We start from the raw sequence: 26,847 nt of genomic DNA on the forward strand, positions 1-26,847 counted from the left end.
CTGGGCCACGAGGATGCGCTGTCCGAACTGCAATAGTCTCGATACGCAGGTAAAGGACTCGCGTCCGACCGAGGACTCTTCCGTGATCCGCAGGCGGCGCGTGTGCGTCGCCTGCAATTTCCGCTTCACCACCTTCGAGCGCGTGCAATTGCGCGAGCTCACGGTGATCAAGCGCAACGGCCGCCGCGTGCCGTTCGACCGCGACAAGCTGATGCGCTCGGTGCAGATTTCTTTGCGCAAGCGGCAGGTCGAGCCGGAGCGGGTGGAGAAGATGGTCTCCACCATCGTGCGCGAGCTCGAGACCGGGGGCGAGGCCGAGATCTCCTCCGAGGTGATCGGCGAGACCGTGATGGAGCATCTGCGCACGCTCGACGACGTCGCCTATGTGCGCTTCGCCTCGGTCTATCGCAATTTCCGCGAGGCCAAGGATTTCGCCGACGTGCTCGGCGAGCTCTCCGGTGAGGAGGAAGCGCGGCTCGCCGCGATCCGCAAATGATCTTCCGTATCCTGGAGGATCAGTTCGCGCAGAAGGCCCGCGAGGCCAGGGACGCCGATCGCCGCTTCATGGAGCTGGCGCTGGCGCTCGGACGCCGCGGGCAGGGACGCACCTGGCCCAACCCGGCGGTCGGTGCCGTCGTCGTCAAGGACGGTGTCATCGTCGGCCGCGGCTGGACCCAGGCGGGCGGGCGTCCGCACGCCGAGCCCGAAGCCCTGCGGCGGGCCGGTGAGACCGCACGCGGCGCCACGCTCTACGTCACGCTCGAACCTTGCTCGCATTTCGGCAAGTCGCCGCCTTGCGCCGATGCGGTGATCGCGGCCGGCATCAAGCGGGTGGTGGCGGCGATCGAGGATCCCAATCCTGAGGTCGCGGGGCAGGGCCATGCGCGCCTGCGCGCCGCCGGCATCACAGTAGATGTAGGCCTGTGCGCGGCGGAAGCCGCCTTCGACCATGCCGGGCATTTCCGTCGCATCCGGGACAAGCGCCCGCATGTGATCCTGAAGCTGGCGGTCTCGCCCGACGGCAAGATCGGCGCCGCCGGCGGCAAGCCGGTCGCGATCACGGGGGAGGCGGCGCGCAATCGCGTGCATCTCCTGCGGGCGCAGAGCGATGCGATCCTGGTCGGCATCGGCACGGTGCTGGCGGACGACCCGCTTCTCACCTGCCGCCTGCCGGGCATGGCGGCGCGCTCGCCGGTGCGCGTGGTGCTCGATCAGAGCCTGCGCATTCCCGGGGGAAGCAAGCTCATAGGCTCCGCGCGCGAGACGCCGCTCTGGGTGATGGGCTCCGACCTTGCGGAAGCCGCGGCAGCAACACGTCTCGGCGCGACCGGCGCGCAAGTGATCCGCATCCCGCCGGCAAGTGCCTCCGGGCTCGATTTGCCGGCCGCGCTGCATGCGCTGGCCGGGAAGGGCATCACCCGCCTGATGGTCGAGGGCGGCAGCCGCGTTGCGGCTTCGTTCGTCGCGGCCGACCTCGTCGACGAGATCTGGCTGTTCCGCGGCACGGAAGCGGTGGGCAGCGGCGGCGTCGATGCGCTCGATGCATTGCCCCTGTCGAAAATCACGCAGTCGCAGGCCTACAAGGTTCATGCTAGCGAAACATTCGACAAGGATACTCTCACCATCTACGAGCGCGCGTAATGTTCACCGGCATTGTCACCGATATCGGCGAGATCGTCAGCTTCACGCCTGTGGCGCAAGGGCAATTGCACCGGCTGCGCATCGCCTGCCGCTACGATCAGACCACCATCGCCGACGGTGCCTCGATTGCCAGCAACGGCGTCTGCCTGACCGTGGTTGCCTCCGGCGTCGCAGGCGGCAAAACCTGGTATGACGTCGATGCGGCGGCCGAGACGCTGGCGCTGACCACGGCAAAGCACTGGAAGCTCGGAACGAAGCTCAACCTCGAGCGCGCGCTCAAGATCGGCGACGAGCTCGGCGGGCACATCGTCGCCGGCCATGTCGACGGTATCGCGACCCTCGTCAGCCGCGAGGATCTGCCCGACATGGCGCGGTTCGAGCTCTCGACCACGCGGGAGCTGGCGCGGTTCGTCGCCACCAAGGGCTCGATCACGCTCGACGGCGTTTCGCTCACGGTCAATACGGTCAGGGACGTGACTTTTTCGGTGCTGATCATCCCGCACACGCTCTCGGTCACGACGATCGGTGGCTGGAAGGCGGGGGACGAGGTCAATATCGAGGTCGACCTGATGGCCCGCTACGCGGCGCGGCTGACGGAAATGACGACGTAGTCGTCATTCCGGGTTCGCTTCGCGCCCCGGAATGACAGTCTTTGAACTTGGCTTACGTGCCCGCGGCGACTACATAACGCGCCGACCCCAGTAAACGGATTGAGACGATGGCAGACGCGCGGCGCGCACCCCTGAAGGACCAGACCGACATTTCCGGCGCGCGCGCGCTGATTGTCGAGGCGCGGTTCTATGACGATCTCCAGGACGCGCTTCTGGACGGCGCGGTGACCGAATTGAAGGCGGCGGGCCTGACGCATGACGTGATCACGGTTCCCGGCGCGCTGGAGATCCCTGCGGCAGTCGCCATCGCGATCGACGCGGCGGCGGCGAACGGAAAGCCCTATGACGCGGTGATCGCGCTCGGCTGCGTGATCCGCGGCGACACCATCCATTTCGAGATCGTGTCGCAGGAATCCTCGCGCGCGCTGATGGATCTTGCCGTGGCGCGAAAGCTGCCGCTCGGCAACGGCATCCTCACCGTCAACAATGAGGCGCAGGCCTGGGCGCGGGCGCGCGCCAGCGAGCTCAACAAGGGCGGCGATGCCGCACGTGCGGCGCTTGCGATGTTGCGCATCAAACGCCGCATGGCGCGGGCCTGAAGCCATGGCTGATCCCACCAAGAAGCCGGCAGGGCCAAACGAGAAGAAGGCGAACCGGCGCGGCGCGGCGCGGCTCGCGGCGGTGCAGGCGCTGTACCAGATGGATATCGCCGGCGCCGGCATCAACGACATCTTCGCCGAGTTCGAGAGCCATTGGCTCGGCAACGAGGTCGAGGGCGACACCTACCTGCCGGCCGAGGCGGCCTTCTTCCGCGACGTCGTCTCGGGCGTCGTGCGCGACCAGAAGAAGCTCGATCCCCTGATCGACGAGGCGCTGTCGAAGGGCTGGCCCTTGAAGCGGATCGAAGCGATCCTGCGCGCGGTGCTGCGGGCAGGGGCCTATGAGCTGGAGCACCGCAAGGACGTGCCGGGCCGCGTCGTCATCTCCGAATATGTCGACGTCGCCAACGCCTTCGTCGACCGCGAGGAGACCGGCATGGTCAACGCCGTGCTCGACCAGATCGGCCGCCAATTTCGCGGCGACGAGTTCGGACGGGGGTAGACATTCACTCCGCTGTCATCACCGTGATCCAGTACGCCGCGGCAGCGGTGATTGATAATCGGCTTCGCGGCGTACTGGATCGCCCGGTCCTGGTGCGCAAGTGCGCACTGGCTGGGCGATGACAGCGAAGTTTGAGGCCGGCGCCGATGACGAACACGCAAAACCCCTCCGCCGAAGACTCCCTCATCGCGCGCTATTTCAAGCCGCTGGCGACCGATCCCGGCGCGTTCGGTCTGGTCGATGACGCGGCGGTGCTGTCGTCGTTCGGCGATGACATCGTCGTCACCACCGACGCCGTCATCGAAGGCGTGCACTATCTTGCCACCGATCCCCCTGACACCATCGCGCGCAAGGCGCTGCGGGTGAACCTGTCCGATCTCGCCGCCAAGGGCGCGACGCCTGCAGGATTCGTGCTGACGCTGGCGCTGCGCAGCAGGGAGGATGCCTGGCTCCAGCCCTTCGCGGACGCGCTGGGCGAGGACGCAAAGGAATTCGCCTGTCCGCTGCTCGGCGGTGACACGGTGTCGACGCCGGGTCCGCAGATGATCTCGATCACCGCCTTCGGCCGCGTGCCGCAGGGGCGGATGGTCGGCCGGACCGGCGCGAGGCCAGGCGATCGCATCCTGGTGACCGGCACGATCGGCGACGCTGCGCTCGGCCTCGACGTGCTCACGGGTGGTGCCGCTGCCGCAGCGCTTGCGACCGATCCGGCGGCAAGGGAAGCCCTGGTCTCCCGCTATCGCGTGCCGCAGCCGCGCAACCCGCTGGCATGGGCCGTGCGCGATCATGCGACCGCGGCGATGGACGTCTCCGACGGGCTCGCCGGCGATCTGACCAAACTCTGCGCAGCGTCCGGGGTCTCGGCCGTGGTCGACGTGGCAAGCGTGCCGCTCTCGGCCGCGGCAGCAAGCCTGATTGCCCGCAACGTCGTTTGCGTCGAGACGCTGCTTGCGGGGGGCGACGATTACGAGGTGCTGTGTACCGTTCCGCCCGCGCAGGCAGATGCGCTGATTGCCGCGGGGCGGGCGGCCGGTCTTGCCGTCACCGCGATCGGCACAATCGTCGCGGGGAAGCAAGGGCCGCGCTTCCTGGACGGGCAGGGCCAGGAATTGGTCTTGAGGCGGCTGTCCTACAGCCACTTCTAGGAATTGCTCCAAACCGGCATCTTAGTTCGCTGCACTTGGTCTAAATACCTGCCGAGATCGGCGTTTTCGGCCTTATCCGGCGTTGCACCCTCAATTTGATTTTGGCAAGCTTGCGACCGACTAAGGCCGCCCCTTTTGGGCAAGGGGCGGCTTTGTTCGAAATCAAGGCGCCGCACCGCTCGACGGACAACAAAAGGCGCCGGGGGTACATCAAGGATCTGAGGCAAAAATCACATGACAGCATTATGGTTGATAGTGCTCTGCGGAGTGCTTTCCGTCGTCTACGCGATTTGGGCGACGTCTTCGGTGTTAAGTGCGGATGCGGGGTCGCCGCGCATGCAGGAGATCGCGGGGGCGGTCGCTGAGGGTGCACAGGCGTATCTGCGGCGCCAGTACACGACGATCGGCATCGTCGGCGTGGTCATCTTCCTCTTGCTTGTCTATTTCCTCGGAATCTACGTCGCCATCGGCTTTCTGATCGGCGCCGTCCTGTCGGGGGCGGCCGGCTTCATCGGCATGAATGTCTCGGTCCGCGCCAATGTGCGGACCGCCCAGGCGGCGACCACCTCGCTCGCCGGCGGCCTCGAGCTAGCCTTCAAGGCGGGCGCGATCACCGGCATGCTGGTGGCAGGTCTCGCATTGCTCGGGGTGACGCTCTATTTCGGCTTCCTGGTGCATTCGCTGAAGCTTGCGCCTGACAGCCGCACCGTCATCGACGCCATGGTGGCGCTCGGCTTCGGCGCCTCGCTGATCTCGATCTTCGCCCGTCTCGGCGGCGGCATCTTCACCAAGGGTGCGGACGTCGGCGGCGACCTCGTCGGCAAGGTCGAGGCCGGCATTCCCGAGGACGATCCGCGCAACCCGGCCACCATCGCCGACAACGTCGGCGACAATGTCGGCGACTGCGCCGGCATGGCCGCCGATTTGTTCGAGACCTATGCGGTGACTGCGGTCGCCACCATGGTGCTCGCCGCGATCTTCTTCGCCAAGACGCCGATCCTCGCCAACATGATGACGCTGCCGCTCGCGATCGGCGGCATCTGCATCATCACCTCGATCATCGGCACCTTCTTCGTCAAGCTCGGGCCGAGCCAGTCGATCATGGGTGCGCTGTACAAGGGCCTGATCGCAACCGGCGTCCTGTCGCTGATCGGCATCGCCGGCGTGATCTACAGCCTGATCGGCTTCGGCAAGCTCGATGGCGTCGACTATACCGGCATGGCGCTGTTCCAATGCGGCGTGGTCGGCCTCATCGTCACCGCGCTGATCATCTGGATCACCGAATACTACACCGGAACCGACTATCGTCCGGTGAAGTCGATCGCCCAGGCCTCGGTGACCGGCCACGGCACCAACGTGATCCAGGGCCTTGCCGTCTCGATGGAGGCGACCGCGCTCCCCGCGATCGTGATCATCGCCGGCATCCTGGTCACCTATAGCCTCGCCGGCCTGTTCGGCATCGCGATCGCGACCGCCACCATGCTGGCGCTGGCCGGCATGGTCGTCGCGCTCGACGCGTTCGGCCCGGTGACGGACAACGCGGGCGGCATCGCCGAGATGGCGGGCCTGCCGAAGGAGGTGCGCAAGTCGACCGATGCGCTCGACGCGGTCGGCAACACCACCAAGGCGGTCACCAAGGGCTACGCGATCGGCTCGGCCGGTCTCGGTGCCCTCGTGCTGTTTGCGGCCTACAACCAGGACCTCAAGTTCTTCGTTGCAGACTCCGCGCACCATCCCTACTTCGCCGGCGTCAATCCGGACTTCTCGCTCAACAACCCGTATGTGGTGGTGGGCCTGCTGTTCGGCGGCCTGTTGCCGTATCTGTTCGGCGCGATGGGCATGACCGCGGTGGGCCGTGCCGCGGGTGCGATCGTCGAGGAGGTCCGGCGCCAGTTCCGCGAGAAGCCGGGCATCATGCAGGGCACCGACAAGCCGGATTACGGCAAGGCGGTCGACCTGCTGACCCGGGCGGCGATCAAGGAGATGATCATCCCCTCGCTGCTCCCGGTGCTGTCACCGATCGTCGTCTACTTCCTGATCTACGCGATCGCGGGCGGCGGCGCGGCCGGCAAGTCGGCGGCGTTCTCCGCCGTGGGTGCCATGCTGCTCGGCGTCATCGTGACGGGCCTGTTCGTCGCGATCTCCATGACCTCGGGCGGCGGCGCCTGGGACAACGCCAAGAAGTACATCGAGGACGGTCATTTCGGCGGCAAGGGCTCTGACGCCCACAAGTCGGCGGTGACCGGCGACACCGTCGGCGATCCCTACAAGGACACGGCGGGTCCCGCGGTGAACCCGATGATCAAGATCACCAACATCGTGGCCCTGCTGCTGCTGGCGATCCTGGCGCACTGAGCGGCGCAGACGAGACAAGACAAACCCCGCGGCGCGAGCCGCGGGGTTTTTGTTGTGTGCCGAGTATGAGCGACAGCTTGGAGGTGGAAGTCCTCTATCCAGCCTGATGGCGGCGAAGGATTAGCGAAGCGCAAGGGCGTCATCGTGAGGTGGGGTCTGAAGAAAGCGTGGAGCAAAGCCGCGGCCCGATGGACAAACACCGGATAACGAGGCCTACCCGGCCGGACGAGCGAGCAATTGATCGCGAAGTCCAAGGTCATCAAAGGTCGGGGTGGTAAATTCGGCGGGCGTGCGGTGAAGGCGGTCGGTCTTACCTCGGGAGGTCTGCGCTGTGTCTCGGCAACGAGACTGAGACCGTCGCAAGACGGCCTGACCGCAGCGCAGAAGTCAGCCGAGGGCGTAGTAGGCGGCAGCGCGCCGCTGAAGGCCTGAACGGTGGAAGTGGTCAGTAGAGCGGCGATCTCGTGCGAGCCATGCGGCAGAAGAATCAGGTCGAGCTGAACTTGAGCCCCGGAGCGGAGGGTGAAGCCCGAAGCGCCGGCGCCCGAGAGCCTGAAGCGCGTGCGGCGGAAGTCTGTCTCGAACGCCCGGCGGTCGCAGGACCGTCGATGGAAGACGTTGTCGAGAGTGAGAATCTGAAGGCAGCGTTGGCGCAAGTAAAGCGCAACAAGGGCGCGGCGGGCGTCGACGGGATGACCGTCGGCGAGCTGTTAGCCCACCTGAAGGAGCACTGGCCTGCGATCCGAGCCCAGTTGCTTGACGGCACCTACAAGCCACAGCCGGTGCGGCGGGTGGAGATACCGAAGGCGTCGGGCGGCCTGCGGCCGCTCGGCATTCCGACGGTGCTCGACCGCTTGATCCAGCAGGCGGTGATGCAGGTGCTGCAGGCGGATTGGGATAGGACGTTCGCCGAGACGAGCTTCGGCTTTCGGCCGGGGCGCTCGGCACATCGGGCGGTGGAACGGGCGCAGGCGTACATTGCGGCCGGCCACAGCATCGTGGTGGACATCGACCTGGAGAAGTTCTTTGACCGGGTCAACCACGACATCCTGATGGGACTGGTTGCCAAGCGGGTTGCTGACAAGCGCATCCTGAAGCTCATCCGCGCCTTCCTGAATGCGGGTGTGTTGGAAGGAGGGCTGGTCAGTCCGACGGAAGAGGGCACGCCGCAGGGCGGTCCGCTGGCTCCCTGAACGCAAAAGATAACTTCCGCTTTGAACGCGTCATCGTCGGCTGGCGTGATAGAGCCGTTGTTGATTTGAGACGCAAAAGGTAATACCGTTATGTCATATGATTCGATCGACGCAAGCGCAGAAAGCCGAGCGGCTGAGGGCGGCGCGACGCTTGCTCGCGAAGAAAATCGGCATGGCGGAGGCGGCCTTGGTGCTGTCGCGCGAAAGCGGCTTGTCGCTGCGGCAGGCCTATCGCTATCTCGAAGTGGCCAAAAGCAGGGAGCGGCTCCTTCCCGCGCCGCAGCCATCAGTGACGCTCTCCCTGAAGATGCCGGCCGATCTTGCCCAAAAACTCCAGACGCATGCGACGGCTTCCAGGCTTTCGGCAAGCGAGGTGATGCGCCGAGCGGTGGCCGCTTATCTCGCGTCTGTCCGCGAAGATGGCTGAGCGGCGAAAAAAACGCGACGTTCGACTCGAATTTGCGTTCGATCGCCTCGTCGCCGTCAAACTTGAACAGGTTTACGAAATTCTCGTTCCAGATCAGGTGCGCTTCGCGCGCGCTGGCGCCGATGTGACGGGAGGCGAAGATGAAGACCGCCGCGATTTACGCCAGAGTGTCGTCGGACAAACAGAAGGAGGAGAACACGATCGCCAGTCAGACGAGCGCGCTGATCGCTTTCGCGCGCGAGCAGAACTGCGACGTGCCGGCGGAATGGGTGATCGAAGACGACGGCTATAGCGGCGCGAGCTTGTTGCGCCCCGGACTTGAACGACTGCGCGACCTCGCCGCAGAAGGGCGGATCCAAGCCGTGCTCGTCTACGCTCCCGATCGGCTGAGCCGGCGCTATGCGCATCAAATCCTTCTTATCGAAGAGTTCGCGCGCGCCGGCGTCGAAGTCTTGTTCATTCGCTCGAGACGGGCAGCGACGCCGGAAGACGAGCTGCTGCTGCAGTTTCAGGGCATGATCGCCGAATATGAACGCGCGCAAATCCTGGAACGGTCGCGGCGAGGGAAGCGCCATCGCGCCCTTCAAGGCCAAGTGAGCGTGCTTTCCGGCGCTCCGTTTGGCTATCGCTACAAGCGCAAGACCGATCACTCTGCCGCCTATTATGAGATCGACGAGCGACAGGCCGGTATCGTGCGCTGGGTCTACGAGCTTTACACCGCAAAAAGCCACAGCATCGGCGCCATCACGCGCCTGCTCAATGAGCGCCAGATTCCGACAGCCAAAGAAACAGGCCGCTGGGAGCGCTCGACGGTCTGGGCGATGCTGCGCAATCCCGCGTATAAAGGAACGGCCTGCTTTGGCAAGACGCGGATCGCGCCGCGCATGCGTGTGACGCGGCCGTTGCGATTGCGCGGCGGCGTCGCTCCTCGCAATAGCGCAAATCATGAGCTTCCTCGCACAGAGTGGATCGAAATCCCTGTGCCGACCATCATCAGCGAAGAGACCTTCGCATTGGCGAACGAGCTTTTGGAAGCCAACAAGAAGCATGCCCCGCGACGCACGATCACGCCGAGCGCCCTGCAAGGATTGTTGAGCTGCGCCAAATGCGGCTATGGGCTCTATCGCACCTCGACCAGGTCGAGCGCTCGAACCATCCATTACTACCGCTGCTTGGGCTCGGATGGCTGGCGCCGGCTCGGCGGGCCGGTCTGCGACAGTCGCCCGACGCGCCAGGATTTGCTGGACGAGGTGGTATGGAAAGAGATCGCGCGTTTACTTGAAGACCGACAGCTCATCGAAGACGAACTTGAGCGCCGGCTCAAGGCGGCGCGCAACTCCGATCCCACACAGCGCCGGGAGGAAACGCTTCGCCGCGATCTTGCGCGTTCCCGGAAAAGCATCGAGCGTCTCCTCACGGCCTATCAAGAGAGCCTTCTCTCACTTGAAGAGCTGCGCAGTCGCATGCCCGATTTGCGTAGCCGCGAACAGGCTTGCTTGTCGGCGCTGCAGGCGATCGAAGACCAATCGCAGGAGCAGGAGGTTTGTCTGCGTCTCGCTGAATCCGTGACTAGCTTCCTCGAGCGCCTCCGCTCGTCCGTCGGCGCGCTCGATATAATCGAACGCCAACGCGTGCTGCGCCTTCTCGTGAAGGAAGTCCTCGTTGGCGACGACAAGATCGTCATCCACCACTCCATCCCCCTCCCACCCACCCCTCCCGGTGGAAAGGCGCCCGGCGCCGCCAATAGCTCCGTGACCGCTCCCCCACCGCAAAGTTATCTTTTGCGTTCAGGGAACCATCTCGCCGCTGTTGTCGAACCTGATGCTGGATGTGCTGGACAAGGAACTGGAGAAGCGCGGCCACCGCTTCGTGCGTTACGCCGACGACTGCAACATCTACGTGCGCAGTCAGCGGGCGGGCGAACGGGTGCTGGCTGGCGTCGAGAGGTTCCTCGAAAAGCGCCTCAAGCTCAAGATCAACAAAGCGAAGAGCGCGGTTGCCAAACCGAGTGTTCGCAAGTTCCTGGGCTTCAGCTTCACCGGCGGGCAAGAACCGCGGCGGCGCATCGCGCCGCAGGCACTCGCCCGCTTCAAGGCGAAGGTTCGGGAGCTCACGCGACGCACGCGTGGTCGATGCCTCGTGCAGATCGCCAAAGAACTGTCGACCTACCTGATTGGGTGGCACGGCTACTTCGGCTTCTGTCAAACCCCGTCGGTGTTGCGCGTGCTTGACCAGTGGATCAGGCGACGGTTGCGCGCCGTTGCCTGGAAGCAATGGAAGTATGGACCCGCTCGCTTTGCCGAGTTGCGACGCCGCGGCGTCGGCCGGGATCTGGCGGCGCAAACCGCCGGCAGCCCACGTGGCCCTTGGCGGCTCGCGAACAGCCCCGCGCTCACCATTGCTCTGCCAAACGGCTTCTTTGCCTCACTCGGCTTGGCTTCCGTCGCGGCACGGCGACCCGCATAATCCGCTGAACCGCCGGATACGGACCCGTATGTCCGGTGGTGTGGGAGGGGCGGAGCCGCGAGGCTTCCCCCTATCCCGATTGTCGTGACAGTGCGTAGGGCGGATTAGCGAAGCGTAATCCGCCGCCGCCCAAACTGCATCGAAGGCGGATTACGCTTTCGCTAATCCGCCCTACAGATCGCGGCCGTGCGTCACTGCACGTCCATCTGCAGTCCTTCCTTCTGGATGATGCCGGCGAACTTCTTCGTCTCGGCATCCACGAAGGCGGCGAACTGCTCGGGCGTGCCGTAATCGGCGCGCGCGCCCATGGCGGCGATCTGCTTCTTGATGTCGTCGCGCTCCAGCATCGCCTTGACCTGGAGATTGAGCGCGCTCAGCACCTCGGGCGAGACGCCCTTCGGCAGGAAGACCGAGAACCATGACGAGACGTCGAAATTCGCCAGCTCCGGTGCGCTCTCGCGCATGGTCGGCAGGTCCTTCGCAAGGTCGCTGCGCTCGGTGGTGGTGACGCAGAGGCCGTTGAGCGTGCCGTTCTGCACCTGCGGCAGGCTCGGATAGAGATTGTCGAACAGGATCTGGATGTCGCCCGCCAGTGCGGCTTGAAGCGCGGGGCCCGCACCGCGGAACGGGATGTGCGTCATCTTGAGGCCGGTGAGCTGGAGGAACCAGGCGCCGGTGAGGTGAGGGCTCTGGCCGACGCCGGAGGAGGCGTAGCTGAGCTTGTCCGGATTGGCCTTGAGATAGGCGATCAGCTCGGCGACCGACTTGATGCCGGTCTTCGGATGCGCCGACACGATGTTCGGGATCCGGATCATGTTGGAGACCGGCTGGAGCTGGTCCGGCTTGTAGGTCAGATTCTTGAAGATGCTGTAGGCGATCGCGTTCGGACCGGGATTGCCGACCAGGATGGTGTGGCCGTCGGGCTTGGCACGAACCACCTCGGCGGTGCCGATCGTGCCGCCGCCGCCCGAGCGGTTTTCCACGACAGCCGACTGGCCCCAGGCGGTTTGCAGATGCGCGGCCAGGAGCCGGCCCAACACGTCGGTCGAGCCGCCGGCCGCAGCCGGCACGACGAGGCGGACGTTTTCGGTCGGCTTCCAGTCCGCAAGGCTCGATCGCGGCAGGATCGCTGCGGCCGAAAGGCCGGCCATTCCGGTGAGCACGCGACGTCGGGACAAAGTCTTTGGCACGAATCCACTCCCTGCTTCTTTCTTTGCAGGGAGGGTAGGAAACCGCAGGTGCGACGGCAAGTCGCGCGCGGCGGTCAGTGCCGCGTGGACGGCGGCACGACGCCGCAGGCGAGGGCCATATACCTTCCGGCGGAATTGGAAGGCGTTCTGGATGCTTGTCTTGAAGCGTTTTCCTGATGCGAGCCGGTCCCCGGCTTCGCCCGAAAACGCTTCGGGGACTCAGTTGAAGCTGAGCAGCTTGAACAGCGGCGTGAGGTAGCTCATCTCCTGGCCCGACGTCGGCGTGGTGCGGCTGATGAAGTCGAAGATCTTGCCGTCCTGCAGACCGTAATTCGCGAGACGCCGCACGCGCCGGTTCTTGTCGAAATAGATCGCGATGACGCGCTGATCGACCACCTTCTGGTTCATGAAGGCGACCATGCGCTCCGAGCGCTGCGAGATGTAGTAGAACACCTCGCCGTCGAGGGTCGCGACCGTGGAGGGCGTGCCCATCACGATCAGCACCTGGTCCTGGCTCGCGCCGATCGGAATCTGCTCCAGCGCGCCGGGCGGCAGGATGTAACCCTTCTGGAATTGCTCGCCGGTGCAGCCCGTGAGCGCGGCGCCGACCAGGGCGACGGCGGCGAGCATGCGCAAGCCGCGCCAGCGTGCATGAAGGCCGCGCCGCTTGTCCGCGCGCAGGCTGATCTGGTTCGTTGTCGTCATAGCGGAACTGATTCCGTCCCCTTGCGTCGCGCGAGGCGCTGAAGTACCGGGCTGGGCGTCTGAATGCAACTCGCGCGCGCCCGCTTGCGGAAACCACAATGCTTTGGCCGTTCAATCACTTCAGGAAACCCCGGCTAACCCCGTCGGGCACCATTGAAGCCATCTATGGCATGATCGTGACGCAGGCGCGAGAACCCATATTTTACCGCGACTTGGGCGTGCCCGATACGGTTAACGGGCGTTTCGACCTGTTGCTGCTGCATCTGTGGCTGCTGCTGCGGCGCCTGCGCACGGTTCAGGGCGCCATCGCAGGAGCCTCGGAGCTGTCGCAGGCGCTGTTCGACCGCTTCTGCGAGGACATGGACGACAATCTGCGCGAGATGGGGGTGGGCGACCAGACCGTGCCGAAGCGGATGCGGGCGTTCGGCGAGGCGTTTTACGGCCGCGTCCAGGCCTATGACCAGGCCATCGAGGCCGGCGGCGAGGCCCTGGCAGAGGCGATCCGCAAGAATATCTTGAACGGGACCGACCTGGACCAGGCGAGGCGGCTTGCGGCCTATGCGCGGGTCACCGAGGCCGATCTCGGCCGGGCCGACGAGGCCGCGCTGCTGCGCGCCTCCTTCAGGTTTCCTCCAGCGCTTCCCGAGGGCGACAAGCCATGAGCCGACCAAATACCGAGCCAGATCCCTGGCGGGTCCCAATCATCGTTGCGCAAATCCCCGACACCGGCCTGCACCGCAAGCTCGAGGCCTCGGCCGCCGAGCGGCAGGCGATGGCCGGGCTTGCGGGCCTCCGCGAAGTCCTGTCGGCCGAGGCCGACTTCGACGTGGTGCCCAGGAGCGGCGGCCGGATCCAGGTGACCGGCAGCGTCCGGGCCCGAATCGGCCAGACCTGCGTGGTCACGCTCGATCCGATCGAAAGCGAGATCGAGGAGGAGGTGGACCTGTTGTTCGCCCCCGAAGCCGAGGCGCGTCGCCTGGCCGACCTGATCGCGGAGGGGCAGGACGAGGAGGCGCCGTCTCAGGTCGCCGACCCGCCCGAGGCGATCGTGGGTGGCATCGTCGACCTCGGCCGGCTCGCCACCGACGCCCTGTTCCTGGCGATCGATCCCTATCCGCGCAAGGAGGGGGTCGTGTTCGAGGCGGAGGTCACCGCCCCCGACCCGGAGGACCATCCATTCGCAGCCCTGAAGGCGCTCCAGGACAACAAGAAGGGCCGATAGCCGGGCATTTCCCCGCGGGATCGTCTTGCGGGGGTGCGCCAGGCATTTGCCGGGATGGTTTCAAAGCGCTCTTTATCTGACTGATTTCAGTGTGTTTCTTGCAAATTTCGCGGTTCGCGGCCGGATCGCCCCGGATGCAAAAGCCTGGGGGCAAGAGGTTGTTTCGGGGTAACAAAACGCTATTGTCGCGCCCCGGCCCGGGTGCGGCGTGGCGCTTGGCCGGCCGCCATGTCCGTGGCGAACTCATTTTGCGGTCCCGCTGATCCAAGACCGCACCAGACCAGGTTTCCAGGACTTTTATGCCAAGCAAGGTTCGCATCGCGCTGGACGCCATGGGGGGCGACGCCGGCGCCGCCGTGGTCATTCCCGGCGCCGCCATCTCGCTTCAGAGGCATCGCGAGACCGAGTTCCTGCTGGTCGGGGACCGCGCCAAGATCGAGCCCGAGCTCGAGAAACATCCGGCCCTCAAGGCCGCTTCGACGATCATCCACACCGACGTGGCCGTCAGCGGCTCGGACAAGCCGAGCCAGGCGCTGCGGCGCGGCCGCAAGACCTCCTCGATGTGGCTCGCCATCGATGCCGTGAAGAAGGGCGAGGCGGATGTCGCGGTCTCCGCCGGCAATACCGGCGCGCTGATGGCGATGTCGCGCTTCCACCTGCGCACGCTGAAGGGGATCGATCGCCCGGCGATCACGGGCGTTTGGCCGACCAGGCGCGGCGATTCCATCGTGCTCGACCTCGGCGCCACCATCGGCGGCGACGCGCACCATCTGGTGTCGCTCGCGGTGATGGGCGCGGCGATGGCGAGCGTGCTGTTCGACAGGAAGCGCCCCACGGTCGGGCTGCTCAATATCGGGGCCGAAGAGATCAAGGGGCACGAGGAGATCCGCGAGGCCAGCGAGATCCTGCGTGCCAGGAACCTGCCGGAGCTCGACTATATCGGCTTCGTCGAGGGCGACGGCATCGGCAAGGGGCTGGCCGACGTCATCGTGACCGAAGGTTTCAGCGGCAACATCGCGCTCAAGGCCGCCGAGGGAACCGCGCGGCAGATGGCGGACTTACTCCGCAACGAGATGCAGCGGAGCTGGCTGTCGAAGCTCGGCTATCTCTTTGCACGCAGCGCCTTCCAGGCCCTGCGCGACAAGATGGACCCGAACAAGTCCAATGGCGGCGTGTTCCTGGGTTTGAACGGATTAGTGGTCAAGAGCCACGGCGGAACCAGCGCCGAAGGCTTTGCCTATGCGATCGATGTTGGCTATGAGATGGCTCACTACGATCTCCTGAACAAGATCAATCAGATGCTCAACCGCGAGGGTGGTGCACTCAATTCCGTGCAGGCCGCGCAGGAGGCTGTTTCGTGACTCAAATTCGTTCGGTCGTGCTCGGCTGCGGCTCCTATCTGCCGGAGCAGGTGGTGACCAACGCCCAATTGGCGGCGCGTATCGACACCTCCGACGAGTGGATCGTGCAGCGCACCGGCATTCGCGAGCGCCACATCGCGGCCGAGGGCGAGTTCACCTCGCACTTGGCGATCAAGGCGGCGCAGGCCGCGCTGACCGATGCCGGCATGGACGCGCAGTCGATCGACCTGATCGTGCTCGCGACCTCGACGCCGGACAACACCTTCCCCGCGACGGCCGTTGCCGTGCAGCACGGGCTCGGTATCACCCACGGCGCGGCCTTCGACCTCCAGGCGGTATGCTCGGGCTTCGTGTTCGCGCTCGCCACCGCCGACAATTTCCTGCGCACCGGCGCCTTCAAGCGCGCGCTGGTGATCGGCGCCGAGACCTTCTCGCGCATCCTCGACTGGAACGACCGCGGCACCTGCGTGCTGTTCGGCGATGGCGCCGGCGCGGTGGTGCTGGAGGCGCAGGAGCAGCCGGGCAAGGCCGCGACCGATCGCGGCATCGTCACCACGCATCTGCGCTCCGACGGCCGCCACAAGGCAAAGCTGTTCGTCGACGGCGGACCGTCCTCGACCCAGACCGTCGGCCATCTGCGCATGGAGGGCCGCGAGGTCTTCAAGCATGCGGTCGGCATGATCACCGACGTCATCGTCGATGCCTTCCAGGCCACCGGGCTCAATGCCGAGACCATCGACTGGTTCGTGCCGCACCAGGCCAACAAACGAATCATCGACGCCTCCGCCCACAAGCTCCACATCGCGCCGGAGAAGGTGGTGCTGACGGTGGACCGTCACGGCAATACCTCGGCCGCCTCGATTCCGCTGGCGCTGTCGGTGGCCCGCAGGGACGGCCGCATCAAGAAGGGCGACATGGTCCTGCTGGAGGCCATGGGCGGCGGCTTCACCTGGGGCTCCGCACTCGTGCGCTGGTAGAGCCACAGTCGATAAAATTTTGCCGGATTTAGCCGCGATTATCGATGCGTCTGCATTGATGAGCGCTGTTGACCGCTGTAACGTAACCTCATAATTTCAGACAACAATTGTTCGCCGTGATGTGGGGCAGGGCGATGACCGATCAAAGTAAAACCGTAACGCGTGTCGACCTGTGCGAAGCCGTCTACCAGAAGGTGGGCCTGTCGCGCACGGAATCGTCCGCCTTCGTGGAACTCGTGCTGAAGGAGATCACCGACTGCCTGGAAAAGGGCGAGACGGTGAAACTGTCCTCGTTCGGGTCCTTCATGGTCCGCAAAAAGGGTCAGCGCATCGGCCGTAACCCGAAGACCGGCACCGAGGTGCCGATCTCGCCGCGCCGTGTCATGGTGTTCAAGCCGTCGGCGATCCTGAAGCAGCGGATCAACGGCCAGCACCGCGCCAACGGTGACGCCAGCAAGGCTCAACAAGAGGCGTAACGCCTTCGGCAAAGGATTTGGCATTTGGACAAGGCGCCGGATGCGTTCCGAACCATCAGCGAAGTAGCGCAGGAACTCGACATTCCGCAGCACGTGCTGCGGTTCTGGGAGACCCGATTCTCCCAGATCAAGCCGATGAAGCGCAGCGGCGGCCGCCGCTATTACCGCCCCGACGATGTCGACCTGCTCAAGGGCATCCGCCGGCTGCTCTACGGCGAGGGCTACACCATCCGCGGGGTGCAGCGGATCCTGAAGGAGCACGGCGTCAAATCGGTGCAGGGCCTCGCCGACAGCGCCGCCGCGGTCTCGTTCGGCGCCATCGAGGACGCCATCGGCGCCAGCCTGATGGAGCCCGAGGACGAGGAGGCGCCCATCAAGGGCGTCGCCGACAGCGACGATGACGACTACCAGGGGGATGAGGAGGAAGGCATCGACTTCCGCTTCACCGAGGTCGACGACGAGGACATTCTCACCACCTTCCGCAAGGGCGGCACGACGGCCGCAGCCCCGGCCGGCCCTAGTGCGCTGGACCGGGAGCGTCTCGGACGCGTCCTCGCCGACCTCGTCGCCTGCCGCGAAATGCTGGATCAGGCGCTGAAGGACGGGTGAGGAGCGGGTTCAGTCGGCTTTGCCGGCAGTTCCGGGCGCTTGGGCTCCGAGCCCATGGAGGGAGAGGCACCAAAATGCTGTGGCCTCGCCTTGCGCATCGCGCCGATCCTAGCTAATGGAACGACGTTCGGAGCGTGGCGCAGCCCGGTTAGCGCACTAGTCTGGGAGACTAGGGGTCGGAGGTTCAAATCCTCTCGCTCCGACCAATACTTAGCCGGATTTCAGGGCGTCCGGATTTCAGCCAGGGTAACGATGGGGGTAACTGGTGGCGCGCCAGCGGCCAGCCTGACATGTTTGTTGTACTTGGTTCTTCGAAACCTATTGTTTACATGTCTTTAAAGCGCGAAGTGCACCTTGGCGTCTTAGCAGCACTGGAAAACCGATTCTCATGACAGTTGCCAAGGATAGACGCCACTACTCCAAGGCTCCGGTTGTCGAGGCGCTCATCGATATTCAAATTGAGCAGGTGCCCGCTGTGGATCTGGCCGCCGTGGAACGACTCACGCAAGCGGTGCTTCCAGAGTTTCCAACACGACTTCCCCTGCATCATCTCCAAATGGGATTTCAGGTTAGTCCGGGCGGCGATGCCGAATTCATGAAGGACCAGCAGACACTGGGTTATCGGCTTGATCGTCCCGGGCGTGTACTCCAATTCCGAACGACCGGGTTTAGCTATAGCCATTTGGCCCCTTACTCTGATTGGACCACGTTCAGTGCGGAAGCTCAGGGATATTGGGATCTGTATCTGGATGCTCTCGCCCCCACTCGCGCCAATCGGTGCGCCGTGCGGATGATCAATCGGCTTCCGCTGCCAGCGGGTGACATTCGGCTCGTTAACTGCTTAAATTTCTATCCCACGTTGCCAGATTCGTTGCCCACCAACGCGCAATCTCTGTTTATGCAGTTGCAACTTCCGATGAAGCAGGTTGATCCGGATGCAATCGCCATTTTGGGACTTTATAGCGCGCCACCGGCGCCAGGACCGAACGCCATTATGCTCGATATTGATTTCGTAATTCAGCGGTCAATCCCAGTGGGCGAAGCGTTTCAGGTGCTCGCGATACTTGGTGACAAGAAGGACGAGATTTTCGAAGCCTGCATCACGGATGAAATTAGGAAATTGATCGCATGAACGCGATTTCTCCGACGCTCTATTTCCCTCAAAGCAACACTGTGTTTGCCAATAGTAGTCCGGTCGTCTCAACCGAAGCGAGCCAAGCGCGCCCGGTTCATCCATTTTCGAGAATCGATCTCGATCAGTGCATGAATAAGATGGCCAATCTGACGCAAGGAAACGCGAGAAGGCCGACCCAGCGAGCGCTGGAGCTTGCTTCAGAGTGGCTTTATCTGATTTTCGATCGAGCCAATAAGCTCGGCGGCTGGAGTAGACCTCACATTTCCTCGACTGAAGATGGCGAGATCGTCTTCGAATGGTGGCGGCAACGACGTAACCTAACGCTGTATTTCGGCGATGATGGTCCGGAGTATATCGAGGTATGGGGTCCCAACATAGATGACGATATGCGTTCGGGAGAGTTGACGAACTGGTCGTTCTCGACAGCTTGGCTTCGGCTGCAATCGTAAAGTGCGATATGGATCCTACCATCGTCGATGATGCGGAAGACCTCTACCGCTCAATTCGCGCGAATTCCGACGAATATACGTACCAAGATGGAAAGCTGTATTTTTCCTCTACGGCTTTCGACGACCGCCACATGCGCCCCTCTGTCGATCGATCTTCCATTCGGACAAATCCGATGGACGCGCGCAAAAGCCCTTCGGATGGTATCACCAAAGTTTTGGCGGCCGCCGTGCGAAGGTCGTGCAGGGTGGAGATTATTGAGAACGGTAATGTCGTCGGAAGCTATGCGGTAGACGCTATTCATCGACCGATCGAAAATGAGCAGGACCAAGTCGACAACCTCGCCCATTGTCAGATCGAGTGCAATCCTACGATCGCGAACAAGTCCCGTTTCAAAAAACTCAAGGCGGGTTTGGCAAACTTAGCTAACGAGCAAGGTTTTGTAGTTCAGCCCACTGACGATCCCGCATAGCGACTAGATCAGCAACTCGCTGACGATCGTCTCCGACCCCTGCGTCGCCATCCACAGCGTTATGGCGACTGAGAGCACCAAGTCGTCGTGAGCGCCGACTCGAGCCGCATAGGTAGTGCGGCCCGCCTCCGAAATCTTCCGTTTGAAGTCCTTCAGTTCTTCCCTCAACGCCGCGGCATCATTCGCGGCGGCCGCGATGCGCAGTTCGCCGCTGTGCGAATGGGCTTCGAGGTTCGAAATCAGCAAGCCCTTTGGCACATGCCACGATCTGCCGTGCTGTGTCGCCTCCAATCCCGCGGTGATGGTGATCCTGTTCGGGTGCAGTCCGGCAGCATCGAACATGTCACCGACCGGACGGCCGACGCCGGTCTCGTCGATCACCAGCTTGGGCTTAAGCCCGTCGAGCGGCGGGCGAGCCAACAGATTGACCACGCGCTGGATCTGTTGCGGGTAAGACATGCCGAGCGGCAAGCGCTCTAGATGGCGCACGTCAAAGTGTTCGGTTCGATCCTGGCGCCAGTAGCCCGCCTTGATATTCTCTTTCCACGTGTCCAGCGGCACGACGCGGTGGTTCATGACGCTGATCGCGGTTGGGTCGGTGCTCTGCCCAAGGTCAACGCCGACGAACCAACGGTCGACCGCGCGGGCGGGGATTTCACGTCTGCTGATTGCCGTCATGACCATAGCGGCCGAACCTCATTGGTGAACATGGCATCGATGATCGATGTCGAGAACGCGGCGTCCTCGGTATCGAGAAATTCGCACAGGTACTCCTCCCGGAATTTCGTCTCGCCAAGGTTCTTGCGCTCGCGCGCGAGGAATTCCGGCGTGATGCGGGGGCACGAGCCCAACGCCACGTGGATGCGGTGCCAGTCCGGATCGTCCGACCGCCACGTCTCATAGAAAACACCCCGCTTGCCGGCGGGCGTCGACAGATAGATCAGTTGGCCATTGGCGTTGGTGGCCAGCATCGGGCGGACGGCCGTGATCAGGGCGTCGGAGCATCGGGACGTCTCGTCAATGATCGCCATGCGGACGTTGGCCAAGCCGCGCAGCGTGTCGCCGTCGTTGTCACCGGGTAGGGCGAGAATACGGGCCTTGTTCTCCAATTCGATGCGGCGCGCTGCGTCCCCGACCAGGGCTGGCGCGTTCGGGATACGGCCGTACGCCAGGCGGGCGCGGCGCACGAACTCGTCGGAGAGGCGCTGTGCCGGCGAGACGATCAGGATCAGGCTCTCGGGTTCGGTGGTGGCGACCGAGAGGGCCTTCATGACCGCCGATTCGGTCTTGCCGTGCTGCCGGGGGATCAGCATGGCGATCTGCGAGGCGGTGGAGCGCACGAAGTCGGCTTGCCAGTCATCCAGCTCGATATCCGCGTCGAGGGCGAGCAGGGCTGGATCCAGCGCGCGGGCCATGTCGGCGGCCATCAGCATGGGAGCGGCACCGGGCAGGGCGGTACGGCTGGCTTGGCCTCGATGAGCAGGGGCGGCTTGCCGGCGCGCTGGGTGATCGCTGCGGCCGCGTCAGTTTCCAACCGGTGCAGGGCCGCACCCACGGCGCGCGCAGCCTCAGGGAAGGGGCGGAGGGCGGTCACGATTGCCTGGCGCATGGCCAGGTAGTCGGCGCTGATCAGGAGCGAAGTCGACCGCACGTCGTGGCGCTGCACGATCATGCCCAAGAGCTTGCCGACGAGCGCCAAGTTCGCGGTGATGGCGCCCTCGGCGCTGATAGCCGCTTTGATATCGCCGAAGTCGATCGCCGTCGCCACGTGCTGTTGCAGTCGCGCGCGCTGGTGCACGAGCTGGGACAGCAAGCCTTCCTGCTCGCTCGCCTGTAGCGCGTCTAGGTCGATCTCGGTGGGCTTCTGCGCGGTCAGGATCGCCGCCCGCATCGCGGGGCTGACGTGGTTCGCCGCGTGGCGGCCGACCGCATCAGCACTGACGTTGAAGCGGCGGGCGAGGGCGTTGTGCGCGATGCCGTGCGCGAGTCCGATCTCGATCTGATGCCGGGACTTGTGAGAGCAGATAGAACACTTCGGGCCGGTCTTGCCCATTACTTAACTCACCTGCGATTTGGCCACGCGAATTCGCGTTTCGATACCCCGATGTTTACCCCAGCATACCAAAGAATCCGTGAATCAGCAAAAGCGCTGCAATGTTAGTAACGCTGCGTAACGGAGCACTAGTCAGTAGAACTAAAGCGCATCGAATCGAGTGAGCAAAGCGGCGCAGATCAGTGGCAAAGAGCGCGCGCATTGATGCAGCGTTACGACCAGTGAGCATTCTCCACCGCCGCCGTGCTTCAGCGCACGCCCGGACGTGGTGGACACGTTGGACGCGGTTTCTCATGTACTCTTTCAGCTCTGCTCTTTTCTCTTTTTCCTATGTCTACACATTAGTGAACTCAGATTCTGACAACATAAAAAACCGCGTCCACCACGTCCAACGTGTCCAGATCATGTTCGAGCCGGCACCGGAGGCGGTACGGCGGCGGCCACGGTGATGCGCCTTGCCGCTGCCAGCCGATCCTGTTCGGTCAGTTCCTGCCGCGCATAGATTGAAATCCTGCCACCGGGTACGCGCCACCGCCCGCCGCTGTCCCGGGCTTCCGGGTTCGTCACGGCGACGTAGCCACATTCAGCAAGGCGCTTCGGGATTGCTCGGCGAAGCTTCGCGTCCTCGAACAGCAACCGCAACTGACTGTCACCGGGCGTATGCGATCGGACCATTGCGAGCGTGAGTGCGTCCGGCTTGCCCATGCTTTCGATCACGTCGGACAGGTCGCCGCTCTCGGGGGCCACGCCGGCCGCGACCACCATGTGCCAGGCGGCTGTCTTTGGCGGGGGCGCCTTAGCGTTGAAGCCTGCCAGATCCAGATCGGCCAAGTAGTGCGCGACCGCTTCGTTCCCGCCGTTCTCGAACCACGCATTGATCTCGTCCCAATATGCCGGGGTGAAATCGTCCTGCGTTCGGGTCGACACGCAGACGAAGTGCCGGCGGTCATCCGGAGCAAGGTACAGAGCATCGAGGTGGTTCGACGTCATGACCACCCCGCACACGTTCGCAGCAGCGTACTGCGGAACATGCTTGGTGTTGATCCGGTGCGCTTCCGGCGGGTTGGTGATTACGTCCTTGGTGGCGTCATAAAACCCGTATCGGGACTCGCCCCCGAGGTCGTGGGCTTCGTTAATCCGGAGGATGACCGACTGCAAATAGTCGTTCCATTCCGAATTGAAGAATGTTTTTGCGGTGATCTGCTTGAAGTTCTGCGGACCGATCGCGGTAATGGCCGGCTTTAGGATGGTGTCTTTGCCGATGCCCTGCGAACCGATGAACACGAGCGCATGGTTCACCTTCTCGCCGGGCCGCTGCACGCGGTGCGCCAGCCACATCACGATGTGGTCGGCTTCGCCGGGATAGATCGCCTGAATATGGCTCAGCCATTTCGAGACGTCGCCCTCGATGCGCTCGACGTGGGGCGGGACGTAGCGATTGAACGTCCGGTCGCCGCGGCTGCGGATCCATCCGTCATTCGTCAGAACCTTGTCGTCGATAATCTTCGGTTCTCCGGGCGCCCAACCCATCGACTTCACAAAACGATGCTGCGAAAGCCATGTGCTCGCGAGGGTGCCCGGGCCTTCGGTCTTCATGGCGTCTTTGACGCGGCCGATGTGCTTGTCGACGCTGGCGGAGTTGAATAGCTCGCCGGTGCGCTCATAGATCATTCTGCCCGACGGCAGATGCGCCCAATAGTCGGTCAGCGCGTTCGCCTGATCGATTGGCAGCTCCGGGTGATCCGGCAGCGGCCCGAGCGCGGCAGTTTGGTATTGCTCGCGCTCTCGCTTGTACCGTTCAATGATCTCCGCGGGGATCTGCACGGGGAGCGGAACAGGGCACTTCGGCGGCTGCGGGCACCCTAACACGCTCCCGAACATCCACGTTGCGTCGCGCTTCAACAGAGCCGGAAGCGTTTCGAGGTTCTCTCCCTCTGTCTTGAAGTCGGCAGGATTCCACCAGCGACGGGTGACTTGGTCGTGCCGGTCCTCCCAAGACATTGCCAGGAATGCTTTCAGGCCGTCTTCACCCGGGAAGCTCAGTTTGATCCGCTTGCCGATCGATATCCATTCATCGTTGCCGAGCGTCTCCGCTCCGCTTGTCCAGCGTTCCACCTTCTTGCCGATCCACCACACAAGCTGATCGTAATGAATGCCGTCGTGCGACACGCCACCGACTGCATCGGGTACCGGCCCGGTGACTGAGGCGCCTTCGGCGCGCTTTAGAAGTGCGAAAAGCGGTGCTGTCTTCTCGCTGTAGGGAATGGGCGGAGGCGCATCGCCGGCAAGCAGGTACGGACAACCACCGAATGCCGAACCGGGCGCGACGTTGTACGCGCGATTGCGGATCGAAATGCGCTCCCGATCTTCCTCCCCGGGCGCCAGCGTGCGGAAGTGGGAAACCTTAATGGATTCGTGTCCGCGATGTTTCTGCGGATCGAAATCGGCCGGGCATTGGAAAGCAAAATGCCAACCGCCGCTCGGGGAATGACAGTAGGGGTTAGGAAGGTCTATGCCGATCTCGGCGCACCAAGCGACAAACTGCGCCCACGCTTCGGCGCGATCGCCGTGGGCGTCGACATCGATCAGGATCAGGCGCGACAAGCAGGCGCTAATCCCGAGTTGGTGACCCTGTGCTCGCCAGGTGTGCCACTCTGCCGCGCTCGTCGTTGCGTCATAGAAGCCGTTTTCGCAAGCCGGCGTTTTGGTGTCGGCCCGGAGGGGAAACAGTGCCAAGCCGTTTTGCTGCGCATACTCGAAAAACGTTGCGATTTCGACGGGATTAGTGTATGAAATTTGCATCGATTGCGCCCTCCATCGGCGCGGTCAGGTGAATGCAGAGCCCGGCGCGTGCCACCGCGTTGGGCTCGTTTCATTTTGTCAGCGCCGCAACGCCGAAGGTGGCGGCGGATATTTCGGCGGGAGCGTCTTGGGTGACCAGGGCAACCGCTGCTCGCGGCAAAAGATCAGCCAGGACAGGTTTTCGGCCAGTTCTTTTGCCCGACGGTGCCAGTCGCCGGGTTCGCAGACGATCTGCTTGCGATAAAGCTCGCAGTGACCGTGCAGCAGCTCGACTGCGTGCCCGATGGCGAGATCGATTTCGCTCATCGGCCGATCACCTGCACGGCGACGGCTTTCGCCTGGCGTCCAACCGGCTTGCGATCATCGCGCAAGATTTCGTACTGGACGCGGTCGCCGACGACGATGGAATCGAAGTCGACAACGTTGCTCGCGTGAAAGAACAAGTCCGGGTCGCGCTCGGAATCGGGTCTCAGAAAGCCGAACCCGCGACTGTCATTGATGAATGTAATTCTTGCGGTGGGCACGTGTATTTTCCTTCTGCTGATGGTTGGCGCGCTACGAGCAGGTTGCCGGAGGTGACTCGTGCGCTGCCAGCCAATCGGCCGCCGCGGCCTCGCTGATGCGGGTGCACTTCCCGATCTTGACTACACGTGGTCCTTTGCCTTCGGCGTGCAGTCGATAAAAGGTCGTGCGGCCGATTCGGTATCGCTGGCAGAATTCGTCGACAGTCAGCATGGTTACACTCCTGTTTCCGAACGCAAAAAATCCCGCCGTAGGCAATCAAGCCTTTGGCGGGTTCGTCACAGCGCAGATGATGCGCTGTAATTCCTAAGCGTTCGTTACTGTCCCTCGTCGTTCACGAGCCGTCCTTGTACAGACGACGAAAGCCCCACATGTCGAGACGTCCATGGTCTGGTGTGTTGATGTACTCAATTTCGACGTCGCTTCTTTCGAGATTTTCGGCCGTTGCAAGGGCCTCCGCAGCGGTATCCTTTTCGACCTCAAAGGACTTCTTGTCGTAGTCTCGATAGCGGCAACCGATTGTGAAAGTCACAATGTTCTTCCTTGCAATGGTCGTTGACGCTACTCGCCACACACGGCCGGCAAGCGACTCCCGGGATAGCTCGCCAGCATCCGGATCTGATTTGCCGGGATGCCAAGCCCGAACAAAGTGGCCATTAAGTCCCGCTGGCTTCCGCCGCGGGTGAAGGCGTCGAGCGCGTCGTCGTACTTGTCCAAATCGGCGATAGTGCGCAGCGCAACGCAGCCAGGATGCCTGGCGCGGATGGTGTCGAGCATGTGATGCAAGCCCCTTTGTGAATCCCCACAGCATGGAACCACAGCAGCCGCAGCGAGTCAATAGAAATTCGGATTTATGTAAATTGTCAACGCGCCTTTACTGCGGAAGACCTCGTGTTTCCGAATGTAAGCCCGGTCGAAATTTCTGGATTGAAGACGAGTTGCAACCAAAAACTGTGCAAACATACGTTGGTTATGCAGGCTGCAGATGACGATGGACACCGTGTGGTCATATGGTTCCCGAGTGACGACCACGCGAAGGCGTTGGAGGCGATCGCCAAGGAGTTGTTATCGTGAAATCGGCTGACTGGCTCCCTTGGATTTCATTGGCAATCAACTTTGCGACCGTCCTCGCTATCTTTATTGCCCGCAATTGGCTCAGGGCTCGCTTGGAGAAGGGGGTGCAACACGGATTCGATCGCAAAATCGAACAAATGCGCGCGGAGTTGCGGCAAAGTGAAGAGCGCCTCAAAAGCGGTCTGCGAGATCGCGAGACCGAGATTGCGAGCTTACGCAGCACGTTGCTAAGTGGAAGTGCCGGCCGGCAGGCAATGCTAGACAAGCGTCGCTTTGAAGCGGTCGAGCGCATATGGACAGCCGTCAATGATATGGCCCCGCTAATCATGCTCTCCGGAATGATGGCGGTCGTAAACGTTATCGAAGTTGAGAAGGAAATCCGCGACCCAAAGATGAAACAGTTCCTCGGGATAATCGGAAGAAGCGCGCCATCCGACCCAACTCAGTTGAAGAATGTGGCAAGGGACGAACAGCCCTTTGTTCCAGAGTTGGCATGGGCCTACTTTAGCGCCTATTCATCCATCCTATACGGCAATCTCATGACATTTAAGGCCTTAGAGAATGGCGTGGAGCCGACGAGAATTCTCAAAAAGGACGCTAACAAAAACATTCTAAAAGCGGCTCTCCCACATCAGAGCCAATGGATCGATCAGACCGAACCGCAGATGTACCATTTTCTATTGGAGGAATTGCAGGGCAATCTCCTCAAAGAATTGCGAAAAATACTAGACGGCGCGGACGCCAGCAAAGCTGAAATTGAAAAGGCTCGGCAGATCTTGGACGCTGTTAAGCGAAGCGAGGCAGGAAACATCGAAGTCGCCGCCGCCATGGGGCACACCGTTGGCACCTGAAACCCTAGTGTT

General features: G+C 63.1%; 31 protein-coding genes, 1 tRNA gene and 1 pseudogene. 22 read left to right on the top strand and 11 right to left on the bottom strand.

All coding sequences use genetic code 11. From position 1 onward, the window contains the following. Positions 1-13: 13 nt before the first annotated feature. From nrdR to CIT37_RS18530, 11 genes and pseudogenes are all read left to right on the top strand, one after another. On the top strand, positions 14-496 hold the full coding sequence (gene nrdR, locus CIT37_RS18480) for a transcriptional regulator NrdR (protein ID WP_011087793.1): 483 nt from the start codon (positions 14-16) through the stop codon (positions 494-496). Continuing rightward, complete coding sequence (gene ribD, locus CIT37_RS18485) at positions 493-1,641, top strand: bifunctional diaminohydroxyphosphoribosylaminopyrimidine deaminase/5-amino-6-(5-phosphoribosylamino)uracil reductase RibD (protein WP_038950914.1); 1,149 nt, start codon at positions 493-495, stop codon at positions 1,639-1,641. The genes nrdR and ribD overlap by 4 nt, the downstream gene beginning before the upstream one ends. After that, the gene (locus tag CIT37_RS18490) at positions 1,641-2,252 is read left to right on the top strand and encodes a riboflavin synthase (protein WP_095426331.1); all 612 of its coding nucleotides are present in this window, start codon (positions 1,641-1,643) and stop codon (positions 2,250-2,252) included. The genes ribD and CIT37_RS18490 overlap by 1 nt, the downstream gene beginning before the upstream one ends. A gap of 107 nt (positions 2,253-2,359) precedes the next feature. Then, the gene (gene ribH, locus CIT37_RS18495) at positions 2,360-2,851 is read left to right on the top strand and encodes a 6,7-dimethyl-8-ribityllumazine synthase (protein WP_028144410.1); all 492 of its coding nucleotides are present in this window, start codon (positions 2,360-2,362) and stop codon (positions 2,849-2,851) included. 4 nt (positions 2,852-2,855) lie between these two features. Then, on the top strand, positions 2,856-3,353 hold the full coding sequence (gene nusB / locus CIT37_RS18500; RefSeq protein ID WP_028144409.1) for a transcription antitermination factor NusB: 498 nt from the start codon (positions 2,856-2,858) through the stop codon (positions 3,351-3,353). Between the two features lie 146 nt (positions 3,354-3,499). Further along, positions 3,500-4,498 (top strand): thiamine-phosphate kinase, encoded by a 999-nt coding sequence (thiL, locus tag CIT37_RS18505; protein ID WP_095426332.1) that lies wholly within the window; start codon positions 3,500-3,502, stop codon positions 4,496-4,498. 234 nt (positions 4,499-4,732) lie between these two features. After that, complete coding sequence (locus CIT37_RS18510) at positions 4,733-6,853, top strand: sodium-translocating pyrophosphatase (RefSeq protein ID WP_028144407.1); 2,121 nt, start codon at positions 4,733-4,735, stop codon at positions 6,851-6,853. 473 nt (positions 6,854-7,326) lie between these two features. After that, positions 7,327-8,046 (top strand): reverse transcriptase domain-containing protein, encoded by a 720-nt coding sequence (locus tag CIT37_RS18515; protein ID WP_161966427.1) that lies wholly within the window; start codon positions 7,327-7,329, stop codon positions 8,044-8,046. Positions 8,047-8,218: 172 nt separating this feature from the next. Continuing rightward, the gene (locus CIT37_RS18520; protein ID WP_223153759.1) at positions 8,219-8,473 is read left to right on the top strand and encodes a ribbon-helix-helix protein, CopG family; all 255 of its coding nucleotides are present in this window, start codon (positions 8,219-8,221) and stop codon (positions 8,471-8,473) included. 140 nt (positions 8,474-8,613) lie between these two features. After that, positions 8,614-9,681 (top strand): annotated as a pseudogene (locus tag CIT37_RS18525) (recombinase family protein); the annotation flags it as partial. Positions 9,682-10,294: 613 nt separating this feature from the next. Beyond that, positions 10,295-10,939 carry a group II intron maturase-specific domain-containing protein gene (locus CIT37_RS18530; RefSeq protein WP_197982510.1) on the top strand — a complete coding sequence of 215 codons (645 nt, stop codon included), beginning with the start codon at positions 10,295-10,297 and terminating at the stop codon, positions 10,937-10,939. Positions 10,940-11,130: 191 nt separating this feature from the next. Here the strand turns inward: CIT37_RS18530 and CIT37_RS18535 are convergent, their stop codons facing one another. Further along, positions 11,131-12,129 carry a Bug family tripartite tricarboxylate transporter substrate binding protein gene (locus CIT37_RS18535; protein WP_028141387.1) on the bottom strand — a complete coding sequence of 333 codons (999 nt, stop codon included), beginning with the start codon at positions 12,127-12,129 and terminating at the stop codon, positions 11,131-11,133. A 219-nt stretch (positions 12,130-12,348) separates the two neighbouring features. Beyond that, on the bottom strand, positions 12,349-12,834 hold the full coding sequence (locus CIT37_RS18540; RefSeq protein WP_018320052.1) for an outer membrane protein assembly factor BamE: 486 nt from the start codon (positions 12,832-12,834) through the stop codon (positions 12,349-12,351). Between the two features lie 98 nt (positions 12,835-12,932). Between CIT37_RS18540 and CIT37_RS18545 the strand changes: the two genes are divergently transcribed. From CIT37_RS18545 to CIT37_RS18590, 10 genes are all read left to right on the top strand, one after another. After that, entirely contained in the window at positions 12,933-13,496 is a 564-nt protein-coding gene (locus CIT37_RS18545; protein WP_095425323.1) for a ubiquinol-cytochrome C chaperone family protein, read from the top strand. Beyond that, positions 13,493-14,056 carry a YceD family protein gene (locus tag CIT37_RS18550; RefSeq protein ID WP_095425322.1) on the top strand — a complete coding sequence of 188 codons (564 nt, stop codon included), beginning with the start codon at positions 13,493-13,495 and terminating at the stop codon, positions 14,054-14,056. The genes CIT37_RS18545 and CIT37_RS18550 overlap by 4 nt, the downstream gene beginning before the upstream one ends. A 299-nt stretch (positions 14,057-14,355) precedes the next feature. Next, the gene (plsX, locus tag CIT37_RS18555; protein ID WP_028141390.1) at positions 14,356-15,417 is read left to right on the top strand and encodes a phosphate acyltransferase PlsX; all 1,062 of its coding nucleotides are present in this window, start codon (positions 14,356-14,358) and stop codon (positions 15,415-15,417) included. Further along, on the top strand, positions 15,414-16,394 hold the full coding sequence (locus tag CIT37_RS18560) for a beta-ketoacyl-ACP synthase III (protein WP_028141391.1): 981 nt from the start codon (positions 15,414-15,416) through the stop codon (positions 16,392-16,394). The genes plsX and CIT37_RS18560 overlap by 4 nt, the downstream gene beginning before the upstream one ends. A gap of 134 nt (positions 16,395-16,528) precedes the next feature. After that, the gene (locus CIT37_RS18565; protein ID WP_028141392.1) at positions 16,529-16,870 is read left to right on the top strand and encodes an integration host factor subunit alpha; all 342 of its coding nucleotides are present in this window, start codon (positions 16,529-16,531) and stop codon (positions 16,868-16,870) included. A 24-nt stretch (positions 16,871-16,894) separates the two neighbouring features. After that, positions 16,895-17,479: a MerR family transcriptional regulator gene (locus CIT37_RS18570; RefSeq protein ID WP_028141393.1), complete on the top strand. Its 585-nt coding sequence runs from the start codon at positions 16,895-16,897 to the stop codon at positions 17,477-17,479. 128 nt (positions 17,480-17,607) lie between these two features. Further along, positions 17,608-17,685 (top strand) — tRNA-Pro (locus CIT37_RS18575). Positions 17,686-17,867: 182 nt separating this feature from the next. Then, a complete protein-coding gene (locus CIT37_RS18580) occupies positions 17,868-18,611 on the top strand; it encodes a TIGR04255 family protein (RefSeq protein WP_095425321.1) in 744 nt (247 codons plus the stop codon). Further along, positions 18,608-19,063 carry a hypothetical protein gene (locus CIT37_RS18585; protein WP_152036340.1) on the top strand — a complete coding sequence of 152 codons (456 nt, stop codon included), beginning with the start codon at positions 18,608-18,610 and terminating at the stop codon, positions 19,061-19,063. The genes CIT37_RS18580 and CIT37_RS18585 overlap by 4 nt, the downstream gene beginning before the upstream one ends. An 8-nt stretch (positions 19,064-19,071) precedes the next feature. Further along, a complete protein-coding gene (locus CIT37_RS18590) occupies positions 19,072-19,533 on the top strand; it encodes a hypothetical protein (RefSeq protein WP_095425319.1) in 462 nt (153 codons plus the stop codon). 3 nt (positions 19,534-19,536) lie between these two features. Here CIT37_RS18590 and CIT37_RS18595 read toward each other — a convergent pair whose 3' ends face one another. The 9 genes from CIT37_RS18595 to CIT37_RS18635 form a co-directional block, all read right to left on the bottom strand. After that, a complete protein-coding gene (locus tag CIT37_RS18595) occupies positions 19,537-20,211 on the bottom strand; it encodes a hypothetical protein (protein ID WP_095425324.1) in 675 nt (224 codons plus the stop codon). Further along, positions 20,208-20,966 (bottom strand): terminase large subunit domain-containing protein, encoded by a 759-nt coding sequence (locus CIT37_RS18600; protein WP_095425318.1) that lies wholly within the window; start codon positions 20,964-20,966, stop codon positions 20,208-20,210. The genes CIT37_RS18595 and CIT37_RS18600 overlap by 4 nt, the downstream gene beginning before the upstream one ends. Further along, positions 20,960-21,586: a hypothetical protein gene (locus CIT37_RS18605; RefSeq protein ID WP_095425317.1), complete on the bottom strand. Its 627-nt coding sequence runs from the start codon at positions 21,584-21,586 to the stop codon at positions 20,960-20,962. The genes CIT37_RS18600 and CIT37_RS18605 overlap by 7 nt, the downstream gene beginning before the upstream one ends. Before the next feature lie 402 nt (positions 21,587-21,988). Beyond that, positions 21,989-24,388, bottom strand: a complete 2,400-nt coding sequence (locus CIT37_RS18610) for a bifunctional DNA primase/polymerase (RefSeq protein ID WP_095425316.1) — start codon at positions 24,386-24,388, stop codon at positions 21,989-21,991. Positions 24,389-24,466: 78 nt separating this feature from the next. Then, positions 24,467-24,694: a hypothetical protein gene (locus tag CIT37_RS18615; RefSeq protein WP_095425315.1), complete on the bottom strand. Its 228-nt coding sequence runs from the start codon at positions 24,692-24,694 to the stop codon at positions 24,467-24,469. After that, on the bottom strand, positions 24,691-24,912 hold the full coding sequence (locus CIT37_RS18620) for a cold-shock protein (RefSeq protein WP_161966428.1): 222 nt from the start codon (positions 24,910-24,912) through the stop codon (positions 24,691-24,693). Before CIT37_RS18620 ends, CIT37_RS18615 begins: the two co-directional genes overlap by 4 nt. 31 nt (positions 24,913-24,943) lie before the next feature. Beyond that, on the bottom strand, positions 24,944-25,123 hold the full coding sequence (locus CIT37_RS18625; RefSeq protein ID WP_095425313.1) for a helix-turn-helix transcriptional regulator: 180 nt from the start codon (positions 25,121-25,123) through the stop codon (positions 24,944-24,946). A 121-nt stretch (positions 25,124-25,244) separates the two neighbouring features. After that, positions 25,245-25,442, bottom strand: a complete 198-nt coding sequence (locus tag CIT37_RS18630) for a hypothetical protein (RefSeq protein WP_095425312.1) — start codon at positions 25,440-25,442, stop codon at positions 25,245-25,247. Between the two features lie 29 nt (positions 25,443-25,471). After that, positions 25,472-25,687 carry a hypothetical protein gene (locus CIT37_RS18635; protein WP_095425311.1) on the bottom strand — a complete coding sequence of 72 codons (216 nt, stop codon included), beginning with the start codon at positions 25,685-25,687 and terminating at the stop codon, positions 25,472-25,474. 293 nt (positions 25,688-25,980) lie between these two features. Between CIT37_RS18635 and CIT37_RS18640 the strand changes: the two genes are divergently transcribed. Continuing rightward, a complete protein-coding gene (locus CIT37_RS18640) occupies positions 25,981-26,835 on the top strand; it encodes a hypothetical protein (RefSeq protein ID WP_095425310.1) in 855 nt (284 codons plus the stop codon). Positions 26,836-26,847: the final 12 nt, after the last annotated feature.

This window comes from Bradyrhizobium ottawaense (assembly GCF_002278135.3).
GTDB classification, from domain to species: domain Bacteria; phylum Pseudomonadota; class Alphaproteobacteria; order Rhizobiales; family Xanthobacteraceae; genus Bradyrhizobium; species Bradyrhizobium ottawaense.

Excerpts from the sequence above, each read along its gene's own strand:
- CIT37_RS18515 (WP_161966427.1), top strand. The coding sequence starts at position 7,327 with ATGCGGCAGAAGAATCAGGTCGAGCTGAACTTGAGCCCCGGAGCGGAG.
- CIT37_RS18605 (WP_095425317.1), bottom strand. The coding sequence starts at position 21,586 with ATGGGCAAGACCGGCCCGAAGTGTTCTATCTGCTCTCACAAGTCCCGG.
- ribH (WP_028144410.1), top strand. The coding sequence starts at position 2,360 with ATGGCAGACGCGCGGCGCGCACCCCTGAAGGACCAGACCGACATTTCC.
- CIT37_RS18625 (WP_095425313.1), bottom strand. The coding sequence starts at position 25,123 with ATGCTGACTGTCGACGAATTCTGCCAGCGATACCGAATCGGCCGCACG.
- CIT37_RS18590 (WP_095425319.1), top strand. The coding sequence starts at position 19,072 with ATGGATCCTACCATCGTCGATGATGCGGAAGACCTCTACCGCTCAATT.
- ribD (WP_038950914.1), top strand. The coding sequence starts at position 493 with ATGATCTTCCGTATCCTGGAGGATCAGTTCGCGCAGAAGGCCCGCGAG.
- thiL (WP_095426332.1), top strand. The coding sequence starts at position 3,500 with ATGACGAACACGCAAAACCCCTCCGCCGAAGACTCCCTCATCGCGCGC.
- CIT37_RS18580 (WP_095425321.1), top strand. The coding sequence starts at position 17,868 with ATGACAGTTGCCAAGGATAGACGCCACTACTCCAAGGCTCCGGTTGTC.
- plsX (WP_028141390.1), top strand. The coding sequence starts at position 14,356 with ATGCCAAGCAAGGTTCGCATCGCGCTGGACGCCATGGGGGGCGACGCC.
- nrdR (WP_011087793.1), top strand. The coding sequence starts at position 14 with ATGCGCTGTCCGAACTGCAATAGTCTCGATACGCAGGTAAAGGACTCG.
- CIT37_RS18490 (WP_095426331.1), top strand. The coding sequence starts at position 1,641 with ATGTTCACCGGCATTGTCACCGATATCGGCGAGATCGTCAGCTTCACG.
- CIT37_RS18540 (WP_018320052.1), bottom strand. The coding sequence starts at position 12,834 with ATGACGACAACGAACCAGATCAGCCTGCGCGCGGACAAGCGGCGCGGC.
- CIT37_RS18585 (WP_152036340.1), top strand. The coding sequence starts at position 18,608 with ATGAACGCGATTTCTCCGACGCTCTATTTCCCTCAAAGCAACACTGTG.
- CIT37_RS18635 (WP_095425311.1), bottom strand. The coding sequence starts at position 25,687 with ATGCTCGACACCATCCGCGCCAGGCATCCTGGCTGCGTTGCGCTGCGC.
- CIT37_RS18600 (WP_095425318.1), bottom strand. The coding sequence starts at position 20,966 with ATGCTGATGGCCGCCGACATGGCCCGCGCGCTGGATCCAGCCCTGCTC.
- CIT37_RS18520 (WP_223153759.1), top strand. The coding sequence starts at position 8,219 with ATGGCGGAGGCGGCCTTGGTGCTGTCGCGCGAAAGCGGCTTGTCGCTG.
- CIT37_RS18615 (WP_095425315.1), bottom strand. The coding sequence starts at position 24,694 with ATGAGCGAAATCGATCTCGCCATCGGGCACGCAGTCGAGCTGCTGCAC.
- CIT37_RS18610 (WP_095425316.1), bottom strand. The coding sequence starts at position 24,388 with ATGCAAATTTCATACACTAATCCCGTCGAAATCGCAACGTTTTTCGAG.
- CIT37_RS18510 (WP_028144407.1), top strand. The coding sequence starts at position 4,733 with ATGACAGCATTATGGTTGATAGTGCTCTGCGGAGTGCTTTCCGTCGTC.
- CIT37_RS18595 (WP_095425324.1), bottom strand. The coding sequence starts at position 20,211 with ATGACGGCAATCAGCAGACGTGAAATCCCCGCCCGCGCGGTCGACCGT.
- CIT37_RS18545 (WP_095425323.1), top strand. The coding sequence starts at position 12,933 with ATGCTTTGGCCGTTCAATCACTTCAGGAAACCCCGGCTAACCCCGTCG.
- CIT37_RS18550 (WP_095425322.1), top strand. The coding sequence starts at position 13,493 with ATGAGCCGACCAAATACCGAGCCAGATCCCTGGCGGGTCCCAATCATC.
- CIT37_RS18565 (WP_028141392.1), top strand. The coding sequence starts at position 16,529 with ATGACCGATCAAAGTAAAACCGTAACGCGTGTCGACCTGTGCGAAGCC.
- nusB (WP_028144409.1), top strand. The coding sequence starts at position 2,856 with ATGGCTGATCCCACCAAGAAGCCGGCAGGGCCAAACGAGAAGAAGGCG.
- CIT37_RS18530 (WP_197982510.1), top strand. The coding sequence starts at position 10,295 with ATGCTGGATGTGCTGGACAAGGAACTGGAGAAGCGCGGCCACCGCTTC.